The organism is Streptomyces sp. NPDC052101, from assembly GCF_040680235.1.
In the GTDB taxonomy this organism is placed as follows: domain Bacteria; phylum Actinomycetota; class Actinomycetes; order Streptomycetales; family Streptomycetaceae; genus Streptomyces.
In genome coordinates, this window is record NZ_JBFAWH010000012.1 from 202,528 (window position 1) to 225,177 (window position 22,650).

Consider the following 22,650-nt stretch of genomic DNA (forward strand, 5'->3'; position numbering starts at 1 on the left):
GGGGGCGCCATCCTGCTCGATGTCTGGAGGGGCTGAATGTACGTACGCAAGGCCCTCAAAGTGGCTCTGCCCGACCCGCCCCTTCCGCCGGTCGGGACGGTGGGATCACGAAGGACTCCTTGGGACGTCCGCATTGGCGACTTCCTTCTTCTCGACGGCCGCTACCAGCGGATACAGGACATGAGGGCCCCCAGCACATCGGTCCGCGTTCTGCACTTCGCCGGACGCTGCCCCTGGATCATGCGTGAGGCCCGAACCGTCTACCGGCCCATCGAATACCGCTGATCTCTGCCCACTCGGGCCCGCGTCACCCTCTCACCTCACTACGCGAGGAGCATTGTCATGCGCTTTCGCAAGATCCACGGTGCAGGGAACGACTTCGTCCTGCTCTCCGACCTCGAACCCGACGACGACAAGGACTGGCCCAAGGAGGCGGAGCGCCTCTGCACCAGGCGCACCGGCGTAGGCGCTGACGGACTGGTCCTCAGCCGCCTGGTCAGTGACGACCCCGCCATCCTTGATGTCACGTGCTTCAACGCGGACGGCTCGGTCGCCACAATGTGCGGCAACGCCCTGCGATGCTCCGCCTGGGCCGCTCACCACGATCACGGCTTTCACCAGATGAGTCTGCGCATGGCCGGAGTGGCGCACGAGGCGGTCGTCTCGGACGACTCCGTCTGGGTCACGGCCGAGGTGGGCGAAATCCTCCCCCGTCGTTTACAGACAGTCGTCAACGGCAGGCCAACCTGGTTCGACAGCGCCCACACCGGCACAGAGCACGTCGTAGCCATCGTCGACGACGTGGATGCCATCGACGCGGTATGGGTCGGCCACCTCGTACGCCACCATCCCGACCTGGCTCCCCTGGGTACGAACGTCAACTTCGTTCAGTCCGCAGGCGGCCAGGCGCTGAAGATCCGCACCTACGAACGCGGCATCGAAGCGGAAACACTGTCGTGCGGAAGCGGAGCAGTCGCAGCCGTCGTCGTCGCCACCATGCGGGGGCTGGTCGCACGCCGCGCCGTCACCGTCCACAACCGCGCCGGCGAACCGCTCACGGTCCGGCCGCACGAGGCCCGGCCGAACCGAACTCAATGGGTCGGCGGGCCGGTCACCCACACCTTCGAAGGGGTACTCGCATGACTCTCTTCCTCAGCCCCAGCTCGGACCTCGCGGTACAGGAGGCTGCCGAGGAGCTTCGTTCCTGGGGGCAGAGCCGCCAGGGCCTCGGCGTCGCCCTGATCTACGGGCCCGTCTCCGTCGAGGACAGGCTCTACCACTCGAAGTGCCCCGTCGAACAGCGCTCCGTCACCGCCCTGGCCAAGGCGCTGGAGGAGATCGGCGCCCGCTGGACGGTGCTGGACCCGTGCGAACCGGACTTCATCATGGACCTGGCCGGGTACGACGTAGCCCTCTCGAACCTGCACGGCCCGTACGGAGAGGACGGCCGCTTGCAGGGCCTGCTCGACTACCTGCGCGTGCCCTACTGCGGCAGCGGAGTCGGAGCCTCCGCGGTGGCCGCCGACAAGATCCTCTGCAAGCGCGTGATGCTCACCCTCGGCGTCCCGACGCCCGGCTGGCATGCCTGGACCGGCGGGCCGGCGACCTGGAACGGGCGCCCGGTGATGGTCAAGCCGCCCTTGGGCGGATCCAGCGTCGGCATGAGCCTCGTCCGCGATCCGGCGGATCTGCCCGGAGCCTTGGCAATCGCAGCCGGCGACGAGGGTGCGGCCGTGCTCATCGAGGAGTACGTGGTCGGCACGCCGCTGACCGTGGGACTGCTGGAGCTGCCGGGCGGCTCGGTCGTCGTCTTCCCGCCGCTGGCCACCGAAGCCACCGAGGCCGACTTCTACGACGCCGACACCAAGCTCGACGTGGACTCCAGGGGCACCGTCACCGTGCGCGCCGCCGAGCTGGCACCCGACGTGCTCGACAAGATCACCGGAGACGCCCAGACGCTCTGGGACGGGATCGGGCTGCGCGGGGCAGCCCGTATCGACTTCATCCTCACCGCCGACGGCGAGCCGTATGCGCTGGAGGTCAACAGCACACCGGGCATGTCCCGTGACAGCAACTTCGCGGTGGGAGCCGCGATGGTCGGACTCACGCACACGGACGTCGTGTTGGCGATGCTGCACGAGGCCCTGGCCCGTCCGCCGTACGATGTCCCCCTGCCCACTCCCGCGTTTTCCAGCACCACACTGACTCGGGAGGCTGCCGTCTCGCAGTAGGAGCCTGCCGCTGTGCCGCGCGTCCACGATGTCCCCCCGTGCCGACAGCTGATCGACCCCGCCGAATGGGAGCAACACGGAGGCTGGGCACTGGGAGACAGGATCGAATGGTCCAACCGGGCGTGCGGCCTGGCATCGCTGAGAATGATCCTGCTCGCCTACGGGCACGAGGCGCCCACGGTGACGGAACTCCTGAAACTCGCGGTCAAACACGAGGTCCTGACCCCGCGTGGTGCACTCCACGCGGGGATCGCGAGCCTGGCGACCGACCTGGGAGTGCCCGCTCTCGCCGAGCCCGTGCCCGTCGAAGAACTGCTCGGCCGCCTCGATGACGCACCGCTCATCGTGTCCGTGACCGAGCAGTTCCCCGAGGACGGCCGTTCCGGCGGCCACCTCGTCATCCTGCGCGGCTACGAGGACGGCCCCGACCCCGTGGTCCTCTTCCGGGACCCGTCGGCGTGGGGCCAGACACACGACCGAGTCACCCTCAGCCGCCTGTCCCACTCCTACACCGGCCGCGCGATCACCTTCGCGCCCCTGACCCCCAACGGAGAACCCCGATGACCGAGGCAGACGGCGAAACGACCGAGGCCGCAGGCGGCCGGCGAATCGCCGTACTCGGAGAGATGCTGGAGCTGGGCGACGAAGCCGTTGAAGCCCACCGCGAGATCGGGCGCTTCGCGGCCGAGGCCGGCATCGATCTCGTCGTGGCCGTCGGCGGTGACCTCGCCAAGCAACTCGCTCTCGCAGCGGGCGCGGCAGGGGTCCCCGACATCGCGCTGGTGCGCGACAACGAGACCGCCACCGCCTACCTCAGCACCATCCTCCGACGCGATGACGTCGTGCTCATCAAGGCCAGCCGCGGCGGCCAGCTCTGGCAGATCGCCCAAGCCCTCACCGGGCAACCCGTCACGGGCCTGTGAGTCGCCTCCAACCCGCTAGGTGCCGTGCGCCGCGACACCGCCGCGTTTGCACCACAACCGCTCGCATGGCGTGACCTGGCGAAGGGATGGCTCGTTCACCAAAGCGGTCGCCTAGTGACGGCCTCGGCCCAGCTGACGTGGCCCGTGATCACGTCTAGCGTTCACGACCCGAAGACGCCCTGCGGCATCACTCCAGTCGACTCGTCTGAACACACCCCAGCGGGCGACGGGTCACGGGGCCGCCGCCGGATGGGAATCGCGTGTCCCGCAGCCAAGCCGAGAAGAACGCAACACGTGTACGCCAAGAGGTGACAGGGCAGCCCTACCAGGCCGCGTTGAAGGACCTCCGCGAGGAGCGGCTCGCTCACCGCGAAGACGTACTCAACCAGCCGCCCTGGGCGTCGGCCAGTGACGGACCCGTACCGAGCGAGCTGTCAGCGCTCGTCCGCTTCCACGCGGACACCATCTGCCGCTACCTCAACGACGCCGTTCATCGCGCACGCTACACGGGCCTGCCCTTCTACGAGTGGCAGCGCATGACGCTGTACCACCTGACCGACGCCCTGGAACACCTGAACCTCCTTATTGGCACGGTCACGGCCTACCTGCAGGAACAGCGTGTCGCCCCAGGGCAGATCCGGTCCCACCTGCAGGTCAGGGACGACAAGGCGGTGCAGGCATTCGTCACGCCCAGCGCTCTGGCCCACCTCGCCGGGCTGACGGGCAAGACCGCCACGGAGAACCAGTCCGGTGTCTGGCAAAACGTCGGCGCATCCATCGCCGACGGCACCGGATGGTCGTGTCCGGAGCGCGAAGATGCGCTCGAAGCCGCACTCGCCGCCCTGTATGGCAACTATCCGGACGATGAGGAAGCCTTCGACAACCTGCCAGTCCCCTCAGGGAGCGAGCCCAGGCCCTCAACGAACTGTTCCGATCCTTCGCCGACCCAGAGAGCACGACATCTGCCTGAGTGGGCTGGGTCGCCAGCTGCGCCTTTCCACGTGCTTGGGCCCTGAGTGGCCCCGGATCTGCTGACCCTTCGGCGTAATAGAAGGCGAGCCGTTGCGTGTGGGTGCCCTCGATCTCCAGCTTCTGGTGAAACAGCGCCATGCGGCAGCGTCGAGCACCACCTGGCAAGGATTCGATCCCACTCCTGAAGCAGGTGTCACAGGTTCGGCTTCGATCCAAGCACCCGCAGCAAGGGAGCAAATTCGCCAGCGTAATGCCAAGTGCCAGGTATCAGCGCCAAGGTATCCGACGCCCGTGGGAGAAATCTGGGAGAAGATCTTCTCCCAGAGACCTGCGCAAGCCATCCCAGACCAACGGAAACCAACACCCTGACCTGCACAAAGGTCGATCACGGCAGCTTGGGACCGTGTGTGCCCTTCGTTCGGGACGAAGAGGTCGTGGGTTCAAATCCCGCCACCCCGACAGCCGTAACACCAGGTCAGGCCCGGTGCTGAGAGATCAGCACCGGGCCTGATTTGCTTTGCGGGCCCATTTTGGGAGCTATTTGGGAGCCGACTTCGGGAACCGGCTCCCAGGGCCCGTCTGCCGACGAGCGCGCAGGAGCGTGTGCGGTCAGAGCCAGTCCCAGTGCTTGAAAGCGAAGTACAGGGTCAGAGAGACAACGACGATGACGGCGCTGGAAACGATGAATCCCGACTGGTGTCCGAAGCCGGGGTAGGGAAGGTTCTGTCCGTAGAAGCCAGTGATCGCCGTGGGCACGGCGATGATCGCGGCCCAGCTCGTCACCTTCTTCATGATCAGGTTCATCCGGTTCGCCTGCACCGACAAGTTGGTCTCCATCACCGAGGCCACCAGGTCGCGCAGCGACTCCGTCCACTCGCCGGCACGCAGCACATGGTCGTACACATCTCGGTAGTACGGCAGCAAAGGGCCGTCGACGACGTCGAGGTCGGGGCGCATGAGGGCGTTGACAACCTCTCGCATGGGCAGGACCACGCGACGGAGCCGAACCAGTGATTTCCGCAGGGCGTAGGACTGGCGCTGTACGGTCTGGATCTGCCGGCCTCCTTCGGCGAAGAGCAGATCGTCCAATTCCTCGATACGTTCGTCGAGCTGCCGTACCGCGGCGAAGTGCCCGTCGACGACATGGTCGAGCAGGCCGTGGAGCAGAAAGGCGACCCCGTGTGCCGCCAGAGCCGGGGTACGGTCCCAGCGGGCGACCAGCTCGTCCAGGGCGAACGCGGCGTCCTTGCGGACGGTGATCAGCGCCTGCGGTGTGAGGATGACCGCGAGCTCGCTCATCGTCAGTCCGGCGCCGTCCGGGTCGACGGCGACCGCGTAGACACTGAGGAAGTGATGGGCACGGTAGTTGTCGAGTTTCGCCCGCTGTCCCTCGTGCAGCGCATCCTCAAGAGCCAGCTCGTGGAGACCGAGTTCCTCGCCGACCGCCGTGAACTCGGCGCGGTCCGGGCGGTACAGGTCCAACCACACGGTCGAAGACCGGTCCGCCAGATGCCGGGAGATGTCCCGGACCGGGAAGTTCTCCTCGACCAGGCAGCCGTCGCGGTACAGCCGAGTACGGGCCATGTCGCGCACCCTAACGGCACCGGCGGAACATCAGCGGACACCACTACCGGACATCCACCCCGACGGGCGGCACCGCCTCGATCGCCTTGCGGTCGGGGTGCCCGCCCAGCAGAGACAGCCCTACGGGCGCCGGCCCTCCAGATGGTTCCAGGGGTCATTCCTCGGGCTCGTGGCGTTTCTCGCCGGTCCGAGGGTCCTCCGCGGGGATCGGGTGTGCCTGGTGGGTGCCGGTGTCGATGAGGATCTGTGCGGCACAGGTGTCGTTGTCGGCTCGGACGGCCCTGGCCATCGCGGCACGGGCGGCGTCGGGTGTCGCGTGTGGCGGGACCACGAGAAGGGAGAAGTGGTCCTGGTCGCCCCGAGTGATCAGGACGGTGTCATCACCGACCGGAAAAGAGTCGATATGGACGACCTGGTCGTCGATGACCAGGCGCGTGGGAAGTTCATCCCAGGCGGTGGCGTCCAGGCCGACGCGCGTGATGGGGCCGAGGTGCCCGGTCAGCACGTGGATGAGGTCGGGCAGCTCCGTGCCGATGTCGCGGGAACGCGGCCACCACGCGCCGTCGAGGTTGCCTTCCCGGGATTGTGTCGTCTCCAGCCGCAGAAGAACTGTCCCGGGTTTCGCGGCCCGATGGATCGCGTCCGGCAGGAGCCCGGGGGCGCGAGGGGTGTCGGATTCGTTCATGGCATGTCCGCCTGTCTGCGGGCTTCGGTGTCACCGCCGAACGCGGGACCTCCTCCTCTCACCGTAAGTCGTGCGCCGCCGCACCGGCTGCGTTCGCTGGTGGTTCCGGACTCGCTGCCTCTCGGTAAAGCGCCCGCTCACGCGCACGCTCCGGGACCTCGGGACGGCGTAGAGTGAAAGGACCGGGAGTACTTCGCACACCGGCCGCCATGTCGGTGTCGTTCCCGGCGAGCAACAACACCGGCCTCCGAGAGGAGGCCCGGGGACAGGTCCGCGTCATGACCGCGACCATCGAACCCACGATCATCGAAGAGCGCTTGCCTTCGGCGCCGGCCCGGCTGTCCCTGGCCCCGACCGGCTCGGCTCCAGGTCTCCTGGACGGTGCCTGGTGGCCCCGCTCCCGCGATCTCCTCCGGGAGATCCCCACTCTGACAGACGCGCTGGACGCGTGCTGGGGCCGGATCACCCACGTCACCGTGAACCCGACCCACTGGCCCGTCATCCCGCGCAAGGTCCCCGTCACGGGGCACACGGTGCATGTCGGCTGGTTCGCCGCCGAGCAGGACCCGAACAAAGTAATCCTCCTCTCCTACACGGTGGGCCGCCTGGACCTGCTGGTGATCCCTCCGGAGACGGACCCGGCCGCCGCCGCCCGGCTGATGGCTGCGGCAACCGTTTCGAGAGGTATCCGCACCGCCAGCGGTCTGATGGCCGACGAGGCCATCGGCCACGACGCGATGGATGCTCAGAGCCGGGAAGAGGAATGGGAGACCGACGGCGGAGCCGCGGTCGGGATCTTCAGTTCCGCCCTGATGAGGTGAGGACGTGGAGACAGCCGTCACCGTCGCCGTGATCATCTTCGTGATCATCGCGGGCATGTTCCTGATCCACCGGCTCAACGCGCAGCATGACGAAAGGATCGGGGCGTTCCGCTACAGCGACGCCCTGCCGGGAATCGGTCGGCGGACCCGTAAGAGCCCACGTGCCACCGTGCCGAACGGCCCTCCGGCCGACGCCACACGCCGTGAGCATCGAGAGGGGAGCCGCTGATGCCGCAGACCTGCTTCCAGCCGGGGGTGGGTGTGAGGCGACGGCCGTCGCACCCATCGGCACGTCGCCCCTGATGCACGTCTTCCTGAAGGAGCAAGGGGTCACCTTGAAGTCACCGGAACTGCCGTTGGCCGGGCACGCGGAGGTCCGTATCGTCGCCGCGGACCCGGAGGCGGCTCGCCATGTCGCGGAGATTCTCCGCCGTTGTTTCGCCGCCACAGAAGCTCGCAGCTACCCCGCGGGTGCCGACGGCGGAACACGCCTCCACCTCACCGTGGACACCACACGCATGGCGGAGCCGGTGCGCTCCTGGCTGTTGACCAGCCAGTCCTCTAGGGAGGATCACACGCAGCCGGACGAAATCTGAGGAGATGGGCCTCAGTGGGGGGAGGAGGACACCGCCTCAGACGTACGGGTTTCCGTCGGTGCCGCACGAGAGGCGGGAGATCATGGCGACACTGCACGAGCGGGAGCACTACCGCGAGGCGATCATGAAGACCCTGTACGAGGCCATCGAAGGCAATCGCCTCCTCGGCCTCACCGGGGCGCAGCTGCGCGAGGATCTCGCCATGCCCGAGGAGGACCTGGCCGCCGCCTGCACGTATCTGGCGGCCGAGAGACTGATCCAGGTCGACTGGGCCCGAGGAAACACACCCGCGATGGTCACACTGACGCACAAGGGGATCCAGCTCATGGAGACCGAGGAGAAGGACAGTGACTGACACTGCCCCAGCCACCCTCAGGGCGGTGGCTGGCCGCATGACGGCCACGTCCTCCTATATGACCGAAATGGGATCCTGGGCATACCCTGGTGAGTGGGCCGGTGCACTCTCACGTGCAACGACCCGGAAGGGCGGCCCCGGTGTGTATACGCCGGGGTCGTTGCGTCACCGGCCCATGCCACAGGGAGAAGGTGTGATCCACTCGGCCGATCGCCGCGAGTGGATCAACTGCGACGTCGTCGACCCGAAGGGCCAAGAGATCAGTCCGCCGTCCACGTGGACGGCGGACAACGACTGGCCCGCAGCTGACGCCCGGAGGCTGACGTGGTGCTGTTTCTTCTGCTGCTCATCGTGGCGGTTGCGCTCGGCGTCATGGGGGCGCTCGGCAGGGACACGCTCTACCTGCTGATCATCGGGGTGATGGTGCTCATCGCCGACCTTGTGCTCCTCAGAACGCGGATGGGGCGCAGCCGCCGACCCCGCGTCCGGTAGAACGGCTCGACCGGCCACCCGACCTGCCCTTCTGCATCGCGTACCACCGTCTCCTGGCGCCGTGCCCGACATCGCTCGCATGCCACTTGCCTGAGCGACGTCGGGCACTCGCCGTTAGCGTGAAGGAAGGGGCACGACAGGCCGCCTGCGCGTCGGAAAGTGGTGACCGAAGATGACGGATACCGGACTGCCGAGCCGGCCCGAGACCCCTCGCGCGGTGTCATTGGGCGAGCGCGGCGGGAAGAGTGCGGGGGTGCCGCACGGAAGCGATCCGGGGTCGCGTGGCCGTACAACGATCGCCGACGGCGTGGTGGCGAAGATCGCCGGGATGGCGGCCCGGGATGTGCCGGGCGTCCACTCGATGGGCGGCGGGTTCGCCCGTGGCATGGGGGCGATGCGTGAACGTATGCCCGGTGCCGGCGGGAAGGCCGTCACCAGCGGGGTGAAGGTCGAGGTCGGCGAGGTACAGACCGCGGTAGACCTGGAGATCGTCGTGGAGTACGGCGTCTCCATCATCGATGTCGCGGGCGACGTCAGAGTGAACGTGATCGCTGCCATCGAGCGGATGACCGGTCTGGAGGTTGTCGAGGTCAACATCGCGGTCGGCGATGTGCACTTGCCCGACGAGAGCGAGGAACAACCAGAGCGGCGGCTCGAGTAACCGCTTGCCTGAGCCGAAGCGAGCATGGAGCGCACCGGTTTCCGTGACAGCGATTGGCGTTGGCCGACCGTCTTCGATGTCCTCGGTGTGCTGTTGCTGCTCCTGGTGTGGTGGCTGCTAGCACAACTGCGCCGATGCTGCCGTGGTCCGGCGTTCCGGGCCTGCCGCCGCGATTCGGCCCGCGCGGCGCATGATCGTGCCCGTCGGTGCCGGACCGGCGCCCCCGACGGCCACAGCGAGTGGCTTTCCACCCTCGGACGCCCCGTGAGCCTTGCGCGCCCCGGACGAGGCTCTTCCTACGGGTTGTGCCGAGGTGACCACAGGCGGTACGACGATCGCGATGCTCTCTTGGCCTCCGCTAAACGACCGCCAGCTCGCACTCCTCACCCGCATCGGGGAGGGAACCGACCCCGTCACCTCAACCCCGCGCTCGCCATAGCCACCGCCCCGGACCCGAACGTCCGGCTGAATCACCGGACGGACGGTCCGGGCCAACCTCGCCGACCTCGAACAGGCCGGCTACCTGCGCCGGCACCAGGCCAAACGGCGCAGCCAGTACACCCTCAACCTCAACCGGCCGTTCCGGCACCCGGCGGAAGCCGGCCTTGTCGTCCGCGATCTCGTTGAACTCGCTGGCCCAGCCGCCGAAGACGGCCTCTGCATCGGTTTACGAGGAGTTCTCAGCCGCGGTGTCCCAGCCTCGTTCCACAGCCGTGCACCATCTCCCCGCGCGTCAGGCCGCCTGGGTGAGCTCGGCGCGGCCGAACAGCAGGGCGTAGCCCGCCGGGAGCTGGAGCAGGATGCGGCGGGTGAGCTCTTCGCCCGCGGTGTCCGCGGCCACGCTGAGGACAGCGCTCACGTGTTCGATTGATCCCTCGATCCATGCCGCGGTGGCCCTCACGAACCGCTCGAGGGAGAGCGGCTCGTGCGCCTGGAGCGGATTGAGCAGGATGAGCGCCCGTTCCTCCGGCAGCCGGGCGGCCAGTTCCGCACATACCTCACCCAAGTGCGCGCCCAGCAGCGCCAGCACCGGTTCGAGCCGCCCGCTCGGCTTCCTCGGCGGTCTCGTACGCGCCGCGTTCCTCGATCTGATCCAGGAACGCCTCCCATCTCATGGCCATCGCTGCTCCCTTGCGCGTGTGGTGGCGAGCCGAGGACGGGGCAGCCGCAGGGGAGGTCGTCTCCCCGTCCTCCAGCGCGGCTGGGAGGCGACTTCAGCCGCTGATCTCCTTGTGCGCGGAGCCGCCACCGATGGCGATCTTGCGGGGCTTGGCGCGCTCGGCGATCGGGATCCGCAGGGTCAGCACACCCGCGTCGTAGTCCGCCTTGATGTGCTCGGTGTCCAGGGTGTCGGCCAGCACGACCTGGCGGGAGAAGACGCCCAGAGGCCGCTCGGCGAGCTCCATCTGCACGTCGTCCGCCTTGGTGACGGGCCGACGCTCGGCCCTGACGGTCAGCATGTTCCGCTCGACGTCGATGTCGATCGCGTCCGGGGAGACGCCGGGCAGGTCGACGGCGATCACGTACACCTCGCCCTCACGGTAGGCGTCCATCGGCATCGTCGACGGCCGCGACCAGGTGCCGGTCGTGTTCAGGAGCTGCTGAGTGAGTCGATCAAATTCACGGAACGGATCGGTGCGCATCAACATCGTGAAACACCTCCAGTGTTCAGGTCAGGCGCGTTGCTGCCAATGCGGTTCACCTGGTCTCATTCTGACATGTCACCTAAGTGGTGATATGTAGAGCATCGTCGAGATGACGACACCGCAGGTTTGGAGGCTCCATGGCCGTTGACGATCAGCCAACCCCCCGCGCCCGCGGTCTCACCCCATGCCCTTCCTCGCCGCCGCCGCGGCGCTGAACACGATCCACGAGGCCCTGCGCCGCCCGGACATCGCGGGACAGAGACCACTCCGAGCCCGTCCAGGCCAGCTTGGAGCAGGCACTCGCCGCGCTCCTGCTGCTCCGCGAAGCGCGCGATCAGCTCGCCGAGTGGGAACCGGGCCTGATCGAAGCGGCCCGGGAGGCGGGCGCCAGCTGGGCCGACCTCGCCCACCCCCTCGGCGTCTCCAGCCGCCAGGCCGCCGAACGCCGCTACCTGCGCGTACGCCCAGGAAACCCAGGGTCCACGGGCGAGCAGCGAGTACGGGCCACCCGCGACCGCCGCGCCGCCAACCGCACCGTCACCGCCTGGGCCCGTGCCAACGCCGCGGACCTGCGCCAGCTCGCCGGCCAGATCACCGCGCTCACCGACCTCCCCGCCGCCGCCCGCACCCCACTTGCCGACCTCACGACCGCCTGGCCGTCCTGCTTGCCGAAATCGGGATCTCCGGCATTTCCTAGGCTGTGGCCAAGCTGGCAACTGACACCAACCGCACCGATGGCCCTGGCAGCACGAGACTGAGGCGCGGCCCGCTGGGAGCCATCTGGGAGCCAACCCGCTCCCCGAGCCCCTTCGAGACCACCCGAGACCGCGACAGACCGACGGTCTGACCAGGGAAAATGCCATCCGCGCTGGCAAGATCAGTAACCGAACCTCATTCGGGACGAAGGGGTCGTGGGTTAAAATCCCGCCATCTCGACAGGAAAACACCGGGTCAAGTTAACGTCCGCACGTGAAGACGTCAGGACGATTGCTTGTGCGGGCCTGTCCTGCAAGGCCCGGAGGCAATCACCGGATCGCCTCGCGGCAGTGGCCAGCAGGGCAACCGCCTCGCCATACCCCAGCCCACGAGCGAGCGTCCCAGGGCACATCCAGGGCACATGAGCCTGGGAAACGGCGTTGACCCGTGAGAACTACCGAGAGGAGTTTTCCCAGGTCAACACACATACCCCTGCGAAACCCCAGGTCAGCGCCCTCCCATCACCAATCGCTGCACGAGTGGCAGGACTTCAGCCATCGGTTGCATGAGGCGGGGCATCAGCCTTATTGCCTTGTGTGGCCGTGAGTTTGGCTTCCGTCGGGTTCGGGCGGGGCTCTCGGTTCCCGTCCTGGCGAGTGCCGTAGGAGGGCCGTCAGGCGGCCAGGTCTTGGGTACGGTGCTGCTACGCGGCTTCGGCTTCATGGGCGACGCACGACACTCCAGCCCGTGCAGCGGGCTGCTTTGCGGCCCAAGCCAGCACTTCTACCAGGTGCTCGGCCAGCAACCCGACATGGGGATCAGGCTGCATCAGGGCGGTCGCCTGGCCGTAGGCGGTGCGCTCCGTCGCCCATGCGTGGTCGAGGCTGGTGAAGTCGTCGTCGATCCAGATGGCGGGTGCGTCACCGAGCCAGGTGTCGACGTGATCGCGTTTCCACAGGTAGCCGTTGGGGTGGCTGGTCGTGATCTGCGGGCGCGGGAGGTCGACGTGCGGCAGAGCCGGGAGCCCGAGGAGCGGGCCGATGAGCGTGGTGGCGTCCCGTCGCCAGCTGGTGCACCAGACGGGGGTGACCAGGCCGGTTCGGATCACGTGCATGAGCAGGGGGCCATGGGCTGGGTTGAGCCAGATGGCGACCGGGTTGTCAGCGGTCCGGCCGGTGGGGAACGACGTCGTGGCGTGTGTGGGTCTCGGGGCCAGCTCCTCCCTGTCCGGGAAGGGGATGAGGACGCCGTCGACGTCGAGGAGCAGGTAGGGCGAGCGCATCGGGTTCTCCCAGGGGAGCCGGGGCGGGGGTCAGAGCTTGCGCGCGGTGATCAGCAGGGTGGTGGGCCAGCGGCCCAGGCGGGCGTCGCGGAACTCCCGGACCGAGGCGAGCCAGAGGCCCGCTCGGCCAAGTGCTTCTCCCAGCGTTCGGCGTCGAACTCCCAGCGCGTGATGGGCAGACGCTTGCGGTCGGGGAGGGTGACGTAGTCGCGGCTGGGCCGGTCGTCGGTGGAAGGGCGCCTGCCGCCCCGCTGGGGGTGAGGGACGGAGAAGGCGAGGGTGCATCCGGTTTTTGAGGTGCTGGGCGATGGCCGGGAGCAGAAGCTCCGGGGCGACGAGGCCGAGGGCTCCGAAGACGGAGTAGATGGCATCGAAGCGCTCGGTGGAGGCTTGCAGGTAGTGCAGGGCGTGGCCGGCGACGAAGCTCAGGTTGTTCAGCCGGCCGTAGTGGGAGCGGGCTCGGCGGACCTGCAGCCCGACGAGGTCGACGCCGGTGACCTGGGCGCCGTAGCGGGTGCAGAGATGGGCGGCGTTGTGGCCGGGGCCGCAGCCGAGTTCCAGCAGCCGCTTGTGGCGCAGATCCGTCCCGAGGATCTCGGCACCGGGCCCGCTGCCGGGCCGCGTGGTCCATTCCATCCGCGCGGGGACGGACAGAGGCTCGGCCGCGCTGGCCGTGGTGCGCTGGAGGGCGTGGACTTACCACGGGGATGCCTGGGCGAGCACGTCAGACCTCCAGGAGGTGGAGGACGTCGGTGAGGTGGCGGCGTACGGTCTTGATGTAGGCGGGGTCGGTGGCCGGGTCGTTGATCCAGCGGTTGGACTGTTCCATGAACCACTCGACGGCCCACATGCGGTGCCAGCCCAGCGCCCACTTCTCGGTCGGGAGCCCACCACGCTCGGCGAGGGCGTCTGGGGTACCGCCTTCGCTGACGTACGTCTCCAGGAAGAACCGCAGGCGTACGGGGTCGGGATCGTCGATGGTGCCGTGCCAGCTGGCGAGGTCGAGGAGGCCGGGGCCGGTGAAGGCGCGGGCGAAATCCAGCAGCCGCCAGCCTCGCCGGCCGATGTGGAGGCTGGTGGGATGGAACTCGGAGTGCACCCAGCCGAACGGGCCGACCGTGGCACCGGCCGAGCGCGCTTCGGCGGCTTGGGCGATGCGGTCGAGAGCGTCCTCGATGTCGTGGGTGTCCTCCCACCGGGAGGCCTTCCGTAGCTGGCCGAGGTGGTCCAGGGCCCGTGAGGGGAGGCCGCGCAGACCTTCCTGATCGAGGACCGGCAGGGCGGCGGACGTGCGGGTGCGGTGCAGGACCACCGCAGCGGCGGCCCCGTCGAGATCGTCGGCTTTGCGCAGGGGAGCGCCGAGGTCTTCCAGCAGCATGCCGAGCCAGCCGTCCAGGACAGCGGAGGCTCGAACGGCGGACACGGGGACGCCGAGCGTGTGGGCCAACCGGAGTGCCTGGTCCTCATGGTCGAAGGGCCTCTTGGCGTACTTGAAGATGGCTGTGGCGCCGTCCGTGAAGGTGAGGCGTTCGACGCCGGACATGCACAGACGCGCACCTCCTCGCGCGCCGCAGCGGTCCGGTCGGCGATGGTCAGCAGGTTGTCCAGGAGTTCGGCGTTGAGGGTCGCATCCATGAGGGGGCTCCAGTGCGGTGGAGGCGTCCGGGGCGGGAGAGAAGTGCCAGCCCTCCCCGGAGCCGGGCGTGCGGTGCAGGTACTACGCGGCAGGGCTGACGCGGTGGGAGTAGACCCGTTCGATCCAGCGGGACTTGAAGGCCGCGAGGTCGTCGCGGAAGGCGGTCATCGACGCACCGTAGGGGGCGACGACGCCGCCGGACTGGTCCGGCACGGATTGGCAGCCGTGCACGAGTCGGCCGCCGAGGGCTGCGTGGGCCTTGATGGACTCGATGCGGCGGTGCTCGTTGAACCAGCCGCCGTGGTAGACCTCGTCCAGCATCCCGCCCATCTCGTCGTCCAGGTCGAAGACGACGGAGGTGGCGGCGGGGAAGAACCAGCATGGACCGACGTTGGAGATGTGCCCGTCCAGCTCGACCTTGTTCAGTGCCATCAGGGTGGCCGCCTCGCGCAGCATCCGCAGGTGCTCAGCAGTGATCTGCGGCCGGCCGAGGCCGGCGAGGTGCTCGTCTCGGAAGAGGTACGCGTACACCTCGTAGGCGGTGGACAGTACGCGGGAGGCGTCCGACGTGGAGTGGGCGTGGGCCTTGATGAAGTCCAGCGCGAGCTGCTCGACCGCGCTCTCGGTGGTCTCCTCCGCGTGGAGGAGCTGGGACTTGGCCAGCTCCCAGTCGGCGACGAGCCAGGTGTGGGACTCGAAGCGGAAGAAGTACTCGGCCGGGTCGATGGTGATGCGTCGGCCGTCGACTCGGATGCCGGGCAGGCGGCTCCAGCGCTCGTCGAACGCCTCGGGCAGCTCGACCGTGATGGCCGTGGTGTCGATGGTGGTCACCGTGTCTCCGTCTCTGATCGGCCGGGTTCGGGCACAGCAATGCCCGAACCCGGAGCGGGTGTACGGAACTTCAGGGAGCCGCCCGGCCGAAGCGGGGAGCCTGGTCACGGTGTCGGACCGGGCCGGTCGGCTGATATTCAGTGAACACGCCGTCACGCACAGTGGGTACGGTGAGAGGCGGTTGAAGCGGTATACGCGGTTTACAGCCCTGGAGCGGAGGCGATCGTGGCAGCGCCGAGAGGACCCAACACCCGCCTGCGTGAGGCCCTCGAAGCGATCGGCTGCACCTACGAGGCTCTGGCGAAGAGGCATCCGGCGCATCGCGGCGGAGAACGGCGAGATCCTCCAGACCAACAAGTCGGCTGTCTCCCATTGGGTGAACGGCACACGCCAGCCCACCGGCCGGACCGGCCAGTACCTCGCCGAAGCCCTGTCCCGTCGGGCAGGCCGCACCATCACTCTGACCGAGATCGGCCTTCGCACATCCGAGACAGCCCTGGCAGAGGAATCTGATCCGATTCTGGCCGCGAGTGATCTGGGTCGAGCCGATGTCGAACGCCGACGCTTCCTTGCCGTAGCCGCCTTCACAGCAGCCGGCGTTGCCATGCCACTCGCCTACGACCACGAGGCAACGGCGCGCATGCTCCGTGCCCGCACCGGTACGACCGTGGTCGGGATGGAGGACGTGGACGTCGTACGCCAGATCACCGCAGCCTTCAGCGCCGCCGACGAGCGCCTCGGCGGCGGCCACGGCCTGACCACCGTCACTGCCTACCTTGCCGACACCGCCGCCCCCATGCTCCGCGGGCGCTTCCCGAATGAAGCCTTACGCCAAGCGGCCTTCGGCGCCGTCGCTGAACTCACGTACCTCGCCGGGTGGAAGCACCACGACCTCGGTCAGGAAGGTGCCGCCCAGCACTACTACCAGGTCGGCTACCAACTCGCCTGCGAGGCCGACCCGTACGGCCACGCCGCCTGGATGATGCGCGCCCTCGCCCACCAGGCCCTGAGCCTCAAGCAGCCCCACCACTGCGTCGACCTCGTCGAAGGCGCCCTCACCCGCGGTCTAGGTCACGTCGACGGCCAGACCGAGGCGCTGCTCCACATCGCCCATGCCCGCGCGTACGCCGCTGTGGGCGAGAAGCCTGCAGCGGCCCTCGCCCTGCTCGCCGCCGAAGATGCACTCCTACGCGACGACGGCCCCCAGCCCAGCTACTCCCGCGTCAGCGGCCCGGCCGCCGGCACCGTGGCCAGCCACACCGCCCGCACCCTGACCGACCTCGCCGACCACGTCGGCACCGAGCAGCAGCACCGCGATGCCCTGGTGCGCTGGGACGCACAGAAGTACAAGCGCGTCCACGCGCTCACCTACGCGAACCTAGGCGACAGCCTCGCCGCCCAGGCCCGCGCCGACGAAGCCGTCGCCGCCTGGTCCCAGGCCCTGTCCCTCATGGAGGGCATGACCTCGGACCGCACCCGCAAGGCGATCACCTCACTCCGATCGACCCTCGCCGTCTACCAGCGCCGCAAAGTGCCCGGAGCCGCCGAACTCGCCCGCCGCGCACGCGAAGCACTGGCCTAAGCTGCCCACCAACCGGCCGACGAAGGGACACAACCGTGGCTCAGCGGACAACCGACGACCAGTCGAAGGCCCTCCCGCCCGCCCTCGAATCCATGACCCTCCTCGTCGCCGCCGTCATCGTCCACGACAAGGCCACCAACCGCGTCGTCCTCCTCCAGCGCAGCCAGAACGCCAAGTTCGCCCAGGGCATGTGGGACCTGCCCGTCGGCAAAAGCGAGCCCGGCGAGCCGATCATCGAGACCGCCGTACGCGAGCTGTACGAAGAGACCGGTCTGACCGTGAAGCCGGAGGCCCTGAAGGTCGCCCACATCATCCACGGCGCCTGGGGCGTCGAAGCGCCCAGCGGCTTCCTCACCGTAGTTTTCGCTGCCCACGAGTGGACCGGCGAACCCGAAAACCGCGAGCCACGCAAGCACGCCCAAGTCCGCTGGGTCGACGCCGACGCCGTTCCCGACGAGTTCGTGGACACCACCGCCAGCGCCCTCCATCGATATCTTGCTGGAGGCCCCGACGTTTCACTGGACGGATGGAAATAATCGCACGTGCAAGACAGCGGATACCTGGTCTCGCGGGATTGGGAGGTCAGGTTCCGGTCAGCGCTGTCGGTGCGTCGTCCGTCTCCCTGAGGGAGGCCGACAGGGTGCGGGCCTCGTGTTCGGTCATCCGGGGGGTGTCGTACGGGACGGCGTTGACCCATCGCTGAGTCAGCCGGGCGATCCGCTCGCCGTACCGCTTCGCGGTGATCCGGTCGCCGCGCGATCCGGCGTGCTCCGGCCCCTGGTCGGCATGGCTCTGGCTCATGAGACCCAGCCACGAGCCCAGCCGGTTCACATCGTCGCGGGCGCCACCGCTCCAGTTGTTGCCCGGCATGTCGCCGACGCCGATCCACTGCATGCCCATCTGCGCGGCGAAGACGGCCAGTTGCTCCAGGACCACCAGCTTGTCGCCGCTCTGCGAGGCGGACATGGTGAACCCTCCGGCCAGCTTGTCCTTCCACGCCTGCGTCAGGAACGGCGTGAACGCCGCCTCCATGAACGCCTTGAACACCGCCGACACGCTGCCCATCAGCGTCGGGCAGCCGAGGACGATCGCATCGGAGCGCTCCAGCAGCGCCAGCACCTCCGCGTCGTGCCAACGGCCCGCGGTGACGTCCTCGGGCCGGATCTCGACGAGATGCACCCGGGCGCCCGGCACCAGCCGCGCCCCGTCGGCGAGGTGCTCGGCCAGCACCCGGGTGTGCCCGTGCACCGAGTGGTAGACCACCGTCACCGTCACCATCGGCCCATCCTGCTCACGGTCAACACCGTTGACTGTCATGTCTTTTCGCTCCTTCCGGTCGTGGGGCAATCCGTGCTTGCCCAGCCATCACAACCTGCGTACGGCACGACATCAACGCCGAACTCCGGCACACAGCGATCGGTCACACCGATCGATCGCGTTAGCCTGGCCCCGTGGACAGGATGGAACTGGAAGCGTTCGTCGCGGTCGCGGAAGAACTCCACTTCGGCCGCGCCGCCGCGCGCCTGCACCGGGGGCAGCCCACCGTCAGCGACGCCGTCAGGCGGCTGGAAAGCACCCTGGGCGGGCGGCTGTTCCACCGCACCAGCCGCCGGGTGTCACTGACCGATCTCGGCGAAGCGCTGCTGCCCGACGCCCACGCCGCCCTGGCCCAGCTGCGCCGCTTCCAGCAGCGCGGACGCTCCCTGGCCGCCGGCGACCGGTCCCGCACCACCCTCGTCGTCGCCCACGCCGAATACACCTGCCACCAACTGCTGTTGCGCTGTCTGCCGCAACTGCGCGACCGTTTCCCCGACGTGACGATCGTGCCGGAGGCCATGCCGACCACAGCCCAGCTCACCGCCCTGCGGGCGGAGACGATCGGGCTGGGCATCAGCTGGGCGACCGGCGACGTCACCGGCGTACGCGCGAGGGTGCTGTCCACCGAGAGGTTCATGGCGCTCGTACCCGCGGCACACCCCCTCGCCGGGCACGCCGAGCTGAGCGCGTCCGAACTGTCCACCACCGGCCTGCTCACCTGGCCCCACCAGATCAACAGCGGTCTCTGCGACCGCCTCCTGTCCGCCTTCCACATCGGCGGAGCCGACCTGCGCATCATCAGGACCGCCGACAGCGTGCACGCCATCGCCGCTCATGTCGCCGCGGGAACGGGCATCGGCATCACCATCGAATCCGCACTCGACCACCAGCCACCCGGCCTGCGCGTCATCCCCCTCACCGGCCCTTCGACCAGCGTCGACCAGGTCGTCCTCACCCCCGCCGAGCCGTCGGACACCGCCACGGCACTGCGCGACCTGCTGCTGCACGCCTCGGCGGAGTCGCCCTCCACCGATCACTGACCGGTCAGGCGGATTCCGTTGGCCGCGGTGTCGAAGACCGGTCGGTACTTGTGCCATTGGGCGTCCGGTGCGGAGAGGTAGACCGTGTACTGGGTGCCGTCGGTGTCGGCGAAGGCCAGCTCCGCCGCGCGGAACTTCCGTGCCCTGCCGTTGAAGGTGAATTCCCAGTATCCGGCAGGCCTCCCCCGGAAGGTGGTCGCGGCCATCCTCACCCGCTCATAGCCGGGGTTGTCGTGACGGGTCTGGGCCTCCTCGTCCTCACGCCAGTGCCGCAGCGGATCGGTGCCCGCGAACCGTACGGCGTTGACCCTGAGGCCCACCAGGCCGGACGGGTCCAGGTAGACGACCTCGCCGCCCGGCAGCGCCTTGCTCGTCCAGCCGTCCTGCACGGGCACGGCGAAGCCGAAGCCGCTGTCCGCCTTCGCGAGGTGGTATCCGGCGGGCAGCGGGGGCGGGGTGGTGCCGGTGCCCGGGGAGGAGGCGGAGGCACCGGCCCCGGAGCTGTGGGCGCTCGGCCGGTCGGCACCGCCCTTGAGCCACCACAGCGCGCCGCCTGCCCCACCGGCGACGAGTGTCACCGCCACGACCGACCACACCACTGCGGCGCGACGGCCGCCGTTGCCCTTTCGGCCGCCGTCCTTGGAGCCGGCGTTCTGTCCGGCGTCCTCCTGTCCGCCGTTTCGTTCGCCCTTTCGTCCGGCCCGCCGGCCGGGAAGCGTGAGGGCGTCGGAGCGGTCCGTGCGGGTGGGGGGATCGAGGGGCGCGGTTCCGGTGCCGGTCGTGTCGGCCAGCCGGCGTTCGACCTCGTGTACGTCCATGCGCTGGTCCGGCTCTTTGACGAGCAGGCCCTCGATCACCGGGGCCAGGTGCCCGGCGCTGCGCGGGGGCTCGTGCGGTTCGGTTGCGATGGCGTACGCGATCTCGATCGGGGTGTCGCGGTGGAACGGGTGCCGGCCCTCGACCGCCTGGTACAGCGTCGCCCCGAGGGCCCACAGGTCACTGGCGGGACCGGGACCGCGGTTCCCGTTCCTGAGGCGTTCGGGCGCCAGGTAGCGGATGGAACCGATCAGCTCGCCGGACTTGGTCAGTGATGACGTGCCCGCCTCCATGGCGATCCCGAAGTCGGTGAGGACGATCCGTCCGTCCTCGCCCAGCAGGACGTTGGCGGGCTTGACGTCCCGGTGCAGGACCCCGGCGTCGTGGGCGGCGCGCAGGGCGGCGGCCATGGCGCGGCCGATCCGGGCGGCTTCGCCGGGCGGCAGCGCGCCCTCACGCTTCAGGACGTCACTCAGCGTGAGCGACGGTATGTACTCCATGACGATGCACGGCAGACCCTCGTCGTCGACGACGTCGTGCACCACGATCACGTTGGGGTGGGTGATCCGGGCGGCGCTGCGGGCCTCGCGCCGGGTGCGCTCGTAGAGCCTGTGGACCTCGTCGTCGTGCAGGTGCGGCGGGATGCGCAGCTTCTTCACGGCCACATGGCGGCCGAGCAGCTTGTCCTCGGCACGCCACACGGTGCCCATGCCGCCGCTGCCCACCCGCTCCACCAGCAGGTACCGGCCGGCGACGAGCCGCCCAAGATCGGACACCGCGTCTCCTTCTGTGCTGCTTCCCATGAGCGAATGGGGTGGGTCGGCAAGGAAGGCACGATAACCCATTTGACTGAATGATCACGGTCACCGTTCGATGACCGGACTCTGCCCTTCAGCACGCCGTTCCGGGTGCCCCCGGTTCCGCTCGACCGCCCCGTTGGGTCCCGGCCCGGCTGGGTCTATCGTCTGAGATCCGGGGTCCTGAGATCCGGGGTCAGGACGAGGAGGACGGCCGGTGATGCCGCAGGACGAGGCCGTGGTCGGTCGTGTGGGCAAGATGCTCATCGGGACGCGGGGGTCCGCGGGCCCCGGCGAGGTCCTGGTGCGGGTCCGGGGCGGCTCCGAAACGTTTCTGGCATGGTCCGAGGATCCCCTGCCCGCGGGCGCTACGGTCCTCGTGATCGAATCACGGGGATGCCGCGAGGTCGGCGTCATCGAGTGGGTGGATCCATTGGACGCGCTCGGCGGCGAGGCCGCCGGCGCAGGCTGAGGAGTAGAGCATGTTCGGATACCGCGTTCCCGCTCCCGACGAGGCGATGTTGATCTCGGGTGGGCGGCGGGGACTGGGGGGCGCGCCGTTCCGAGTGGTGACGGGGCACGGCAAGTTCGTGGTCCCGTTCTTCCGCAAGACCCGCTTTCTCTCCCTGGCGATGTGCGAGTCCGAGGTCACCGAGACCTGCGTGACCAAGCAGGGCATCTCCCTGCATGTGCGTGCGGTCATCGCCTTCAAGGTCGGCAACGACCAGGAGAGCATCATCAACGCCGGTCAGCGCTTCCTCTCCGACCAGGAGCAGATGTCGGTGCTCACCGGCCGGATCTTCGCCGGCCACCTCCGGGCGATCATCGGCTCGATGACGGTCGAGGAGATCGTCACCGAGCGGCAGAAGCTCGCCGCCGAGGTCCTCGACACCTCGAAGGTGGAGATGGCGAAGATCGGCCTGATCGTCGACTCGCTGCAGATCCAGTCGATCGACGACGGCGACACCGGCTACATCGCCGCGATGTCCGCCCCGCACAAGGCGGCCATCCAGCGGCAGGCCCAGATCGCCCAGGCGCAGGCCACGCAGGCCTCGGTCGAGGCCGAGCAGGCGGCGGCCCGCAAGCAGGCCGAGTACGCCCGGCAGACCGCCATCGTCCAGGCCGAGTACTCGGCCGAGGTGGACCGCGCCCAGGCCCAGGCCGCGCAGGCCGGACCGCTGGCGCAGGCGCACGCCCAGCAGGAGGTGCTGGACGCGCAGACCGAACTGGCCCAGCGGCAGGCCCTGTTGCGTCAGCAGCAGCTGGTGGCCGAGGTCGTCAAGCCCGCCGAGGCCGAGGCCGAGCGGGTCAGGATCCTCGCCGCCGCCGAGGCGCAGCGCATGAAGATCCAGGCCGAGGCCGCGGCCTCGTACGACCGGGTCGCGCTGGACCGGATGCTCATCGACCAGCTCCCGCAGATCGTGAAGGAGGCCGCCGGCGGTCTGGCCGGCGCCAACGTCAACGTCCTGAACGGCGCCGACGGCCTCGGCGAGATCGCCGCCGGCCTGGTGTCCCAGGGCCTGACGATCCTCGACTCGGTCCGGCAGAACCTGGGCGGCCAGGACAAGGACAGCCAGGCCAACCAGGGCAACCAGGGCAACAGCGCTGACAACGGCAACCTGCTCCAGCTGCAGTCGGGCAAGGAGCGGAAGTCGGACGACGGTCCGGTCGACGTCGACTGACGTGC

General features: G+C 68.8%; 22 protein-coding genes and 5 pseudogenes. 17 read left to right on the plus strand and 10 right to left on the minus strand.

What is annotated here, in order from left to right:
* Positions 1-342 precede the first annotated feature (342 nt).
* From dapF to AB0L75_RS22705, 5 genes are all read left to right on the plus strand, one after another.
* Positions 343-1,143: a diaminopimelate epimerase gene (gene dapF, locus AB0L75_RS22685; RefSeq protein WP_365183561.1), complete on the plus strand. Its 801-nt coding sequence runs from the start codon at positions 343-345 to the stop codon at positions 1,141-1,143.
* A complete protein-coding gene (locus AB0L75_RS22690) occupies positions 1,140-2,231 on the plus strand; it encodes an ATP-grasp domain-containing protein (RefSeq protein ID WP_365183564.1) in 1,092 nt (363 codons plus the stop codon). The genes dapF and AB0L75_RS22690 overlap by 4 nt, the downstream gene beginning before the upstream one ends.
* A 12-nt stretch (positions 2,232-2,243) precedes the next feature.
* Positions 2,244-2,795, plus strand: coding sequence for a C39 family peptidase (locus tag AB0L75_RS22695; protein WP_365183566.1), 552 nt, complete (start codon positions 2,244-2,246; stop codon positions 2,793-2,795).
* Entirely contained in the window at positions 2,792-3,154 is a 363-nt protein-coding gene (locus AB0L75_RS22700) for a UDP-N-acetylmuramoylalanyl-D-glutamate--2,6-diaminopimelate ligase (RefSeq protein WP_365183568.1), read from the plus strand. The genes AB0L75_RS22695 and AB0L75_RS22700 overlap by 4 nt, the downstream gene beginning before the upstream one ends.
* Before the next feature lie 260 nt (positions 3,155-3,414).
* Positions 3,415-4,170, plus strand: a complete 756-nt coding sequence (locus AB0L75_RS22705; RefSeq protein WP_365183571.1) for a hypothetical protein — start codon at positions 3,415-3,417, stop codon at positions 4,168-4,170.
* Positions 4,171-4,735: 565 nt separating this feature from the next.
* Here the strand turns inward: AB0L75_RS22705 and AB0L75_RS22710 are convergent.
* Both AB0L75_RS22710 and AB0L75_RS22715 read right to left on the minus strand, forming a co-directional pair.
* A complete protein-coding gene (locus AB0L75_RS22710; RefSeq protein ID WP_365183574.1) occupies positions 4,736-5,710 on the minus strand; it encodes a magnesium transporter CorA family protein in 975 nt (324 codons plus the stop codon).
* A gap of 154 nt (positions 5,711-5,864) precedes the next feature.
* Positions 5,865-6,395: a DUF5994 family protein gene (locus AB0L75_RS22715; RefSeq protein WP_365183577.1), complete on the minus strand. Its 531-nt coding sequence runs from the start codon at positions 6,393-6,395 to the stop codon at positions 5,865-5,867.
* Between the two features lie 278 nt (positions 6,396-6,673).
* On the opposite strand from AB0L75_RS22715, the gene AB0L75_RS22720 reads away from it, so the two are divergent.
* The 6 genes from AB0L75_RS22720 to AB0L75_RS22745 all read left to right on the plus strand — a co-directional run bounded on the left by AB0L75_RS22720 (position 6,674) and on the right by AB0L75_RS22745 (position 9,320).
* Positions 6,674-7,216 carry a DUF5994 family protein gene (locus AB0L75_RS22720; RefSeq protein WP_365183737.1) on the plus strand — a complete coding sequence of 181 codons (543 nt, stop codon included), beginning with the start codon at positions 6,674-6,676 and terminating at the stop codon, positions 7,214-7,216.
* 4 nt (positions 7,217-7,220) lie between these two features.
* Positions 7,221-7,445: a hypothetical protein gene (locus AB0L75_RS22725; protein ID WP_365183579.1), complete on the plus strand. Its 225-nt coding sequence runs from the start codon at positions 7,221-7,223 to the stop codon at positions 7,443-7,445.
* A 106-nt stretch (positions 7,446-7,551) separates the two neighbouring features.
* Complete coding sequence (locus AB0L75_RS22730) at positions 7,552-7,812, plus strand: hypothetical protein (RefSeq protein ID WP_365183581.1); 261 nt, start codon at positions 7,552-7,554, stop codon at positions 7,810-7,812.
* An 82-nt stretch (positions 7,813-7,894) separates the two neighbouring features.
* The gene (locus AB0L75_RS22735) at positions 7,895-8,167 is read left to right on the plus strand and encodes a hypothetical protein (RefSeq protein ID WP_365183583.1); all 273 of its coding nucleotides are present in this window, start codon (positions 7,895-7,897) and stop codon (positions 8,165-8,167) included.
* Positions 8,168-8,491: 324 nt separating this feature from the next.
* Positions 8,492-8,659 carry a hypothetical protein gene (locus AB0L75_RS22740; RefSeq protein WP_167357509.1) on the plus strand — a complete coding sequence of 56 codons (168 nt, stop codon included), beginning with the start codon at positions 8,492-8,494 and terminating at the stop codon, positions 8,657-8,659.
* Positions 8,660-8,831: 172 nt separating this feature from the next.
* Positions 8,832-9,320 carry an Asp23/Gls24 family envelope stress response protein gene (locus AB0L75_RS22745; protein WP_365183585.1) on the plus strand — a complete coding sequence of 163 codons (489 nt, stop codon included), beginning with the start codon at positions 8,832-8,834 and terminating at the stop codon, positions 9,318-9,320.
* A gap of 733 nt (positions 9,321-10,053) precedes the next feature.
* Here AB0L75_RS22745 and AB0L75_RS22750 read toward each other — a convergent pair.
* Positions 10,054-10,441, minus strand: a pseudogene (locus AB0L75_RS22750) (DUF2267 domain-containing protein).
* A gap of 93 nt (positions 10,442-10,534) precedes the next feature.
* Positions 10,535-10,969: an Hsp20/alpha crystallin family protein gene (locus tag AB0L75_RS22755; RefSeq protein ID WP_365183587.1), complete on the minus strand. Its 435-nt coding sequence runs from the start codon at positions 10,967-10,969 to the stop codon at positions 10,535-10,537.
* Positions 10,970-11,103: 134 nt separating this feature from the next.
* Here AB0L75_RS22755 and AB0L75_RS22760 point away from each other — a divergent pair.
* A pseudogene (locus AB0L75_RS22760) lies at positions 11,104-11,610 on the plus strand (type III effector protein); the annotation flags it as partial.
* A gap of 755 nt (positions 11,611-12,365) precedes the next feature.
* Here the strand turns inward: AB0L75_RS22760 and AB0L75_RS22765 are convergent.
* The 4 genes and pseudogenes from AB0L75_RS22765 to AB0L75_RS22780 form a co-directional block, all read right to left on the minus strand.
* Positions 12,366-12,944 (minus strand): HAD domain-containing protein, encoded by a 579-nt coding sequence (locus AB0L75_RS22765; RefSeq protein WP_365183589.1) that lies wholly within the window; start codon positions 12,942-12,944, stop codon positions 12,366-12,368.
* A gap of 30 nt (positions 12,945-12,974) precedes the next feature.
* Positions 12,975-13,580 (minus strand): annotated as a pseudogene (locus AB0L75_RS22770) (class I SAM-dependent methyltransferase).
* Positions 13,581-13,668: 88 nt separating this feature from the next.
* Positions 13,669-14,579, minus strand: a pseudogene (locus AB0L75_RS22775) (aminoglycoside phosphotransferase family protein).
* 82 nt (positions 14,580-14,661) lie between these two features.
* Positions 14,662-15,411 carry a hypothetical protein gene (locus AB0L75_RS22780; protein ID WP_365183592.1) on the minus strand — a complete coding sequence of 250 codons (750 nt, stop codon included), beginning with the start codon at positions 15,409-15,411 and terminating at the stop codon, positions 14,662-14,664.
* A 225-nt stretch (positions 15,412-15,636) separates the two neighbouring features.
* Here AB0L75_RS22780 and AB0L75_RS22785 point away from each other — a divergent pair.
* A pseudogene (locus AB0L75_RS22785) lies at positions 15,637-16,993 on the plus strand (helix-turn-helix transcriptional regulator).
* 35 nt (positions 16,994-17,028) lie between these two features.
* Entirely contained in the window at positions 17,029-17,529 is a 501-nt protein-coding gene (locus AB0L75_RS22790) for an NUDIX domain-containing protein (protein ID WP_365183594.1), read from the plus strand.
* A gap of 46 nt (positions 17,530-17,575) precedes the next feature.
* Here AB0L75_RS22790 and AB0L75_RS22795 read toward each other — a convergent pair whose 3' ends face one another.
* On the minus strand, positions 17,576-18,310 hold the full coding sequence (locus AB0L75_RS22795) for a flavodoxin family protein (RefSeq protein ID WP_365183596.1): 735 nt from the start codon (positions 18,308-18,310) through the stop codon (positions 17,576-17,578).
* Positions 18,311-18,453: 143 nt separating this feature from the next.
* On the opposite strand from AB0L75_RS22795, the gene AB0L75_RS22800 reads away from it, so the two are divergent.
* Positions 18,454-19,350 (plus strand): LysR family transcriptional regulator, encoded by an 897-nt coding sequence (locus tag AB0L75_RS22800; RefSeq protein ID WP_365183739.1) that lies wholly within the window; start codon positions 18,454-18,456, stop codon positions 19,348-19,350.
* On the opposite strand, the gene AB0L75_RS22805 is transcribed toward AB0L75_RS22800, so the two are convergent.
* Entirely contained in the window at positions 19,344-20,942 is a 1,599-nt protein-coding gene (locus tag AB0L75_RS22805) for a serine/threonine-protein kinase (RefSeq protein WP_365183598.1), read from the minus strand. The two genes, AB0L75_RS22800 and AB0L75_RS22805, sit on opposite strands and share 7 nt — an antisense overlap.
* 241 nt (positions 20,943-21,183) lie before the next feature.
* Here AB0L75_RS22805 and AB0L75_RS22810 point away from each other — a divergent pair, with 241 nt between their 5' ends.
* The gene (locus AB0L75_RS22810) at positions 21,184-21,435 is read left to right on the plus strand and encodes a hypothetical protein (RefSeq protein WP_365183601.1); all 252 of its coding nucleotides are present in this window, start codon (positions 21,184-21,186) and stop codon (positions 21,433-21,435) included.
* Between the two features lie 10 nt (positions 21,436-21,445).
* On the plus strand, positions 21,446-22,645 hold the full coding sequence (locus tag AB0L75_RS22815) for an SPFH domain-containing protein (protein WP_365183604.1): 1,200 nt from the start codon (positions 21,446-21,448) through the stop codon (positions 22,643-22,645).
* Positions 22,646-22,650: the final 5 nt, after the last annotated feature.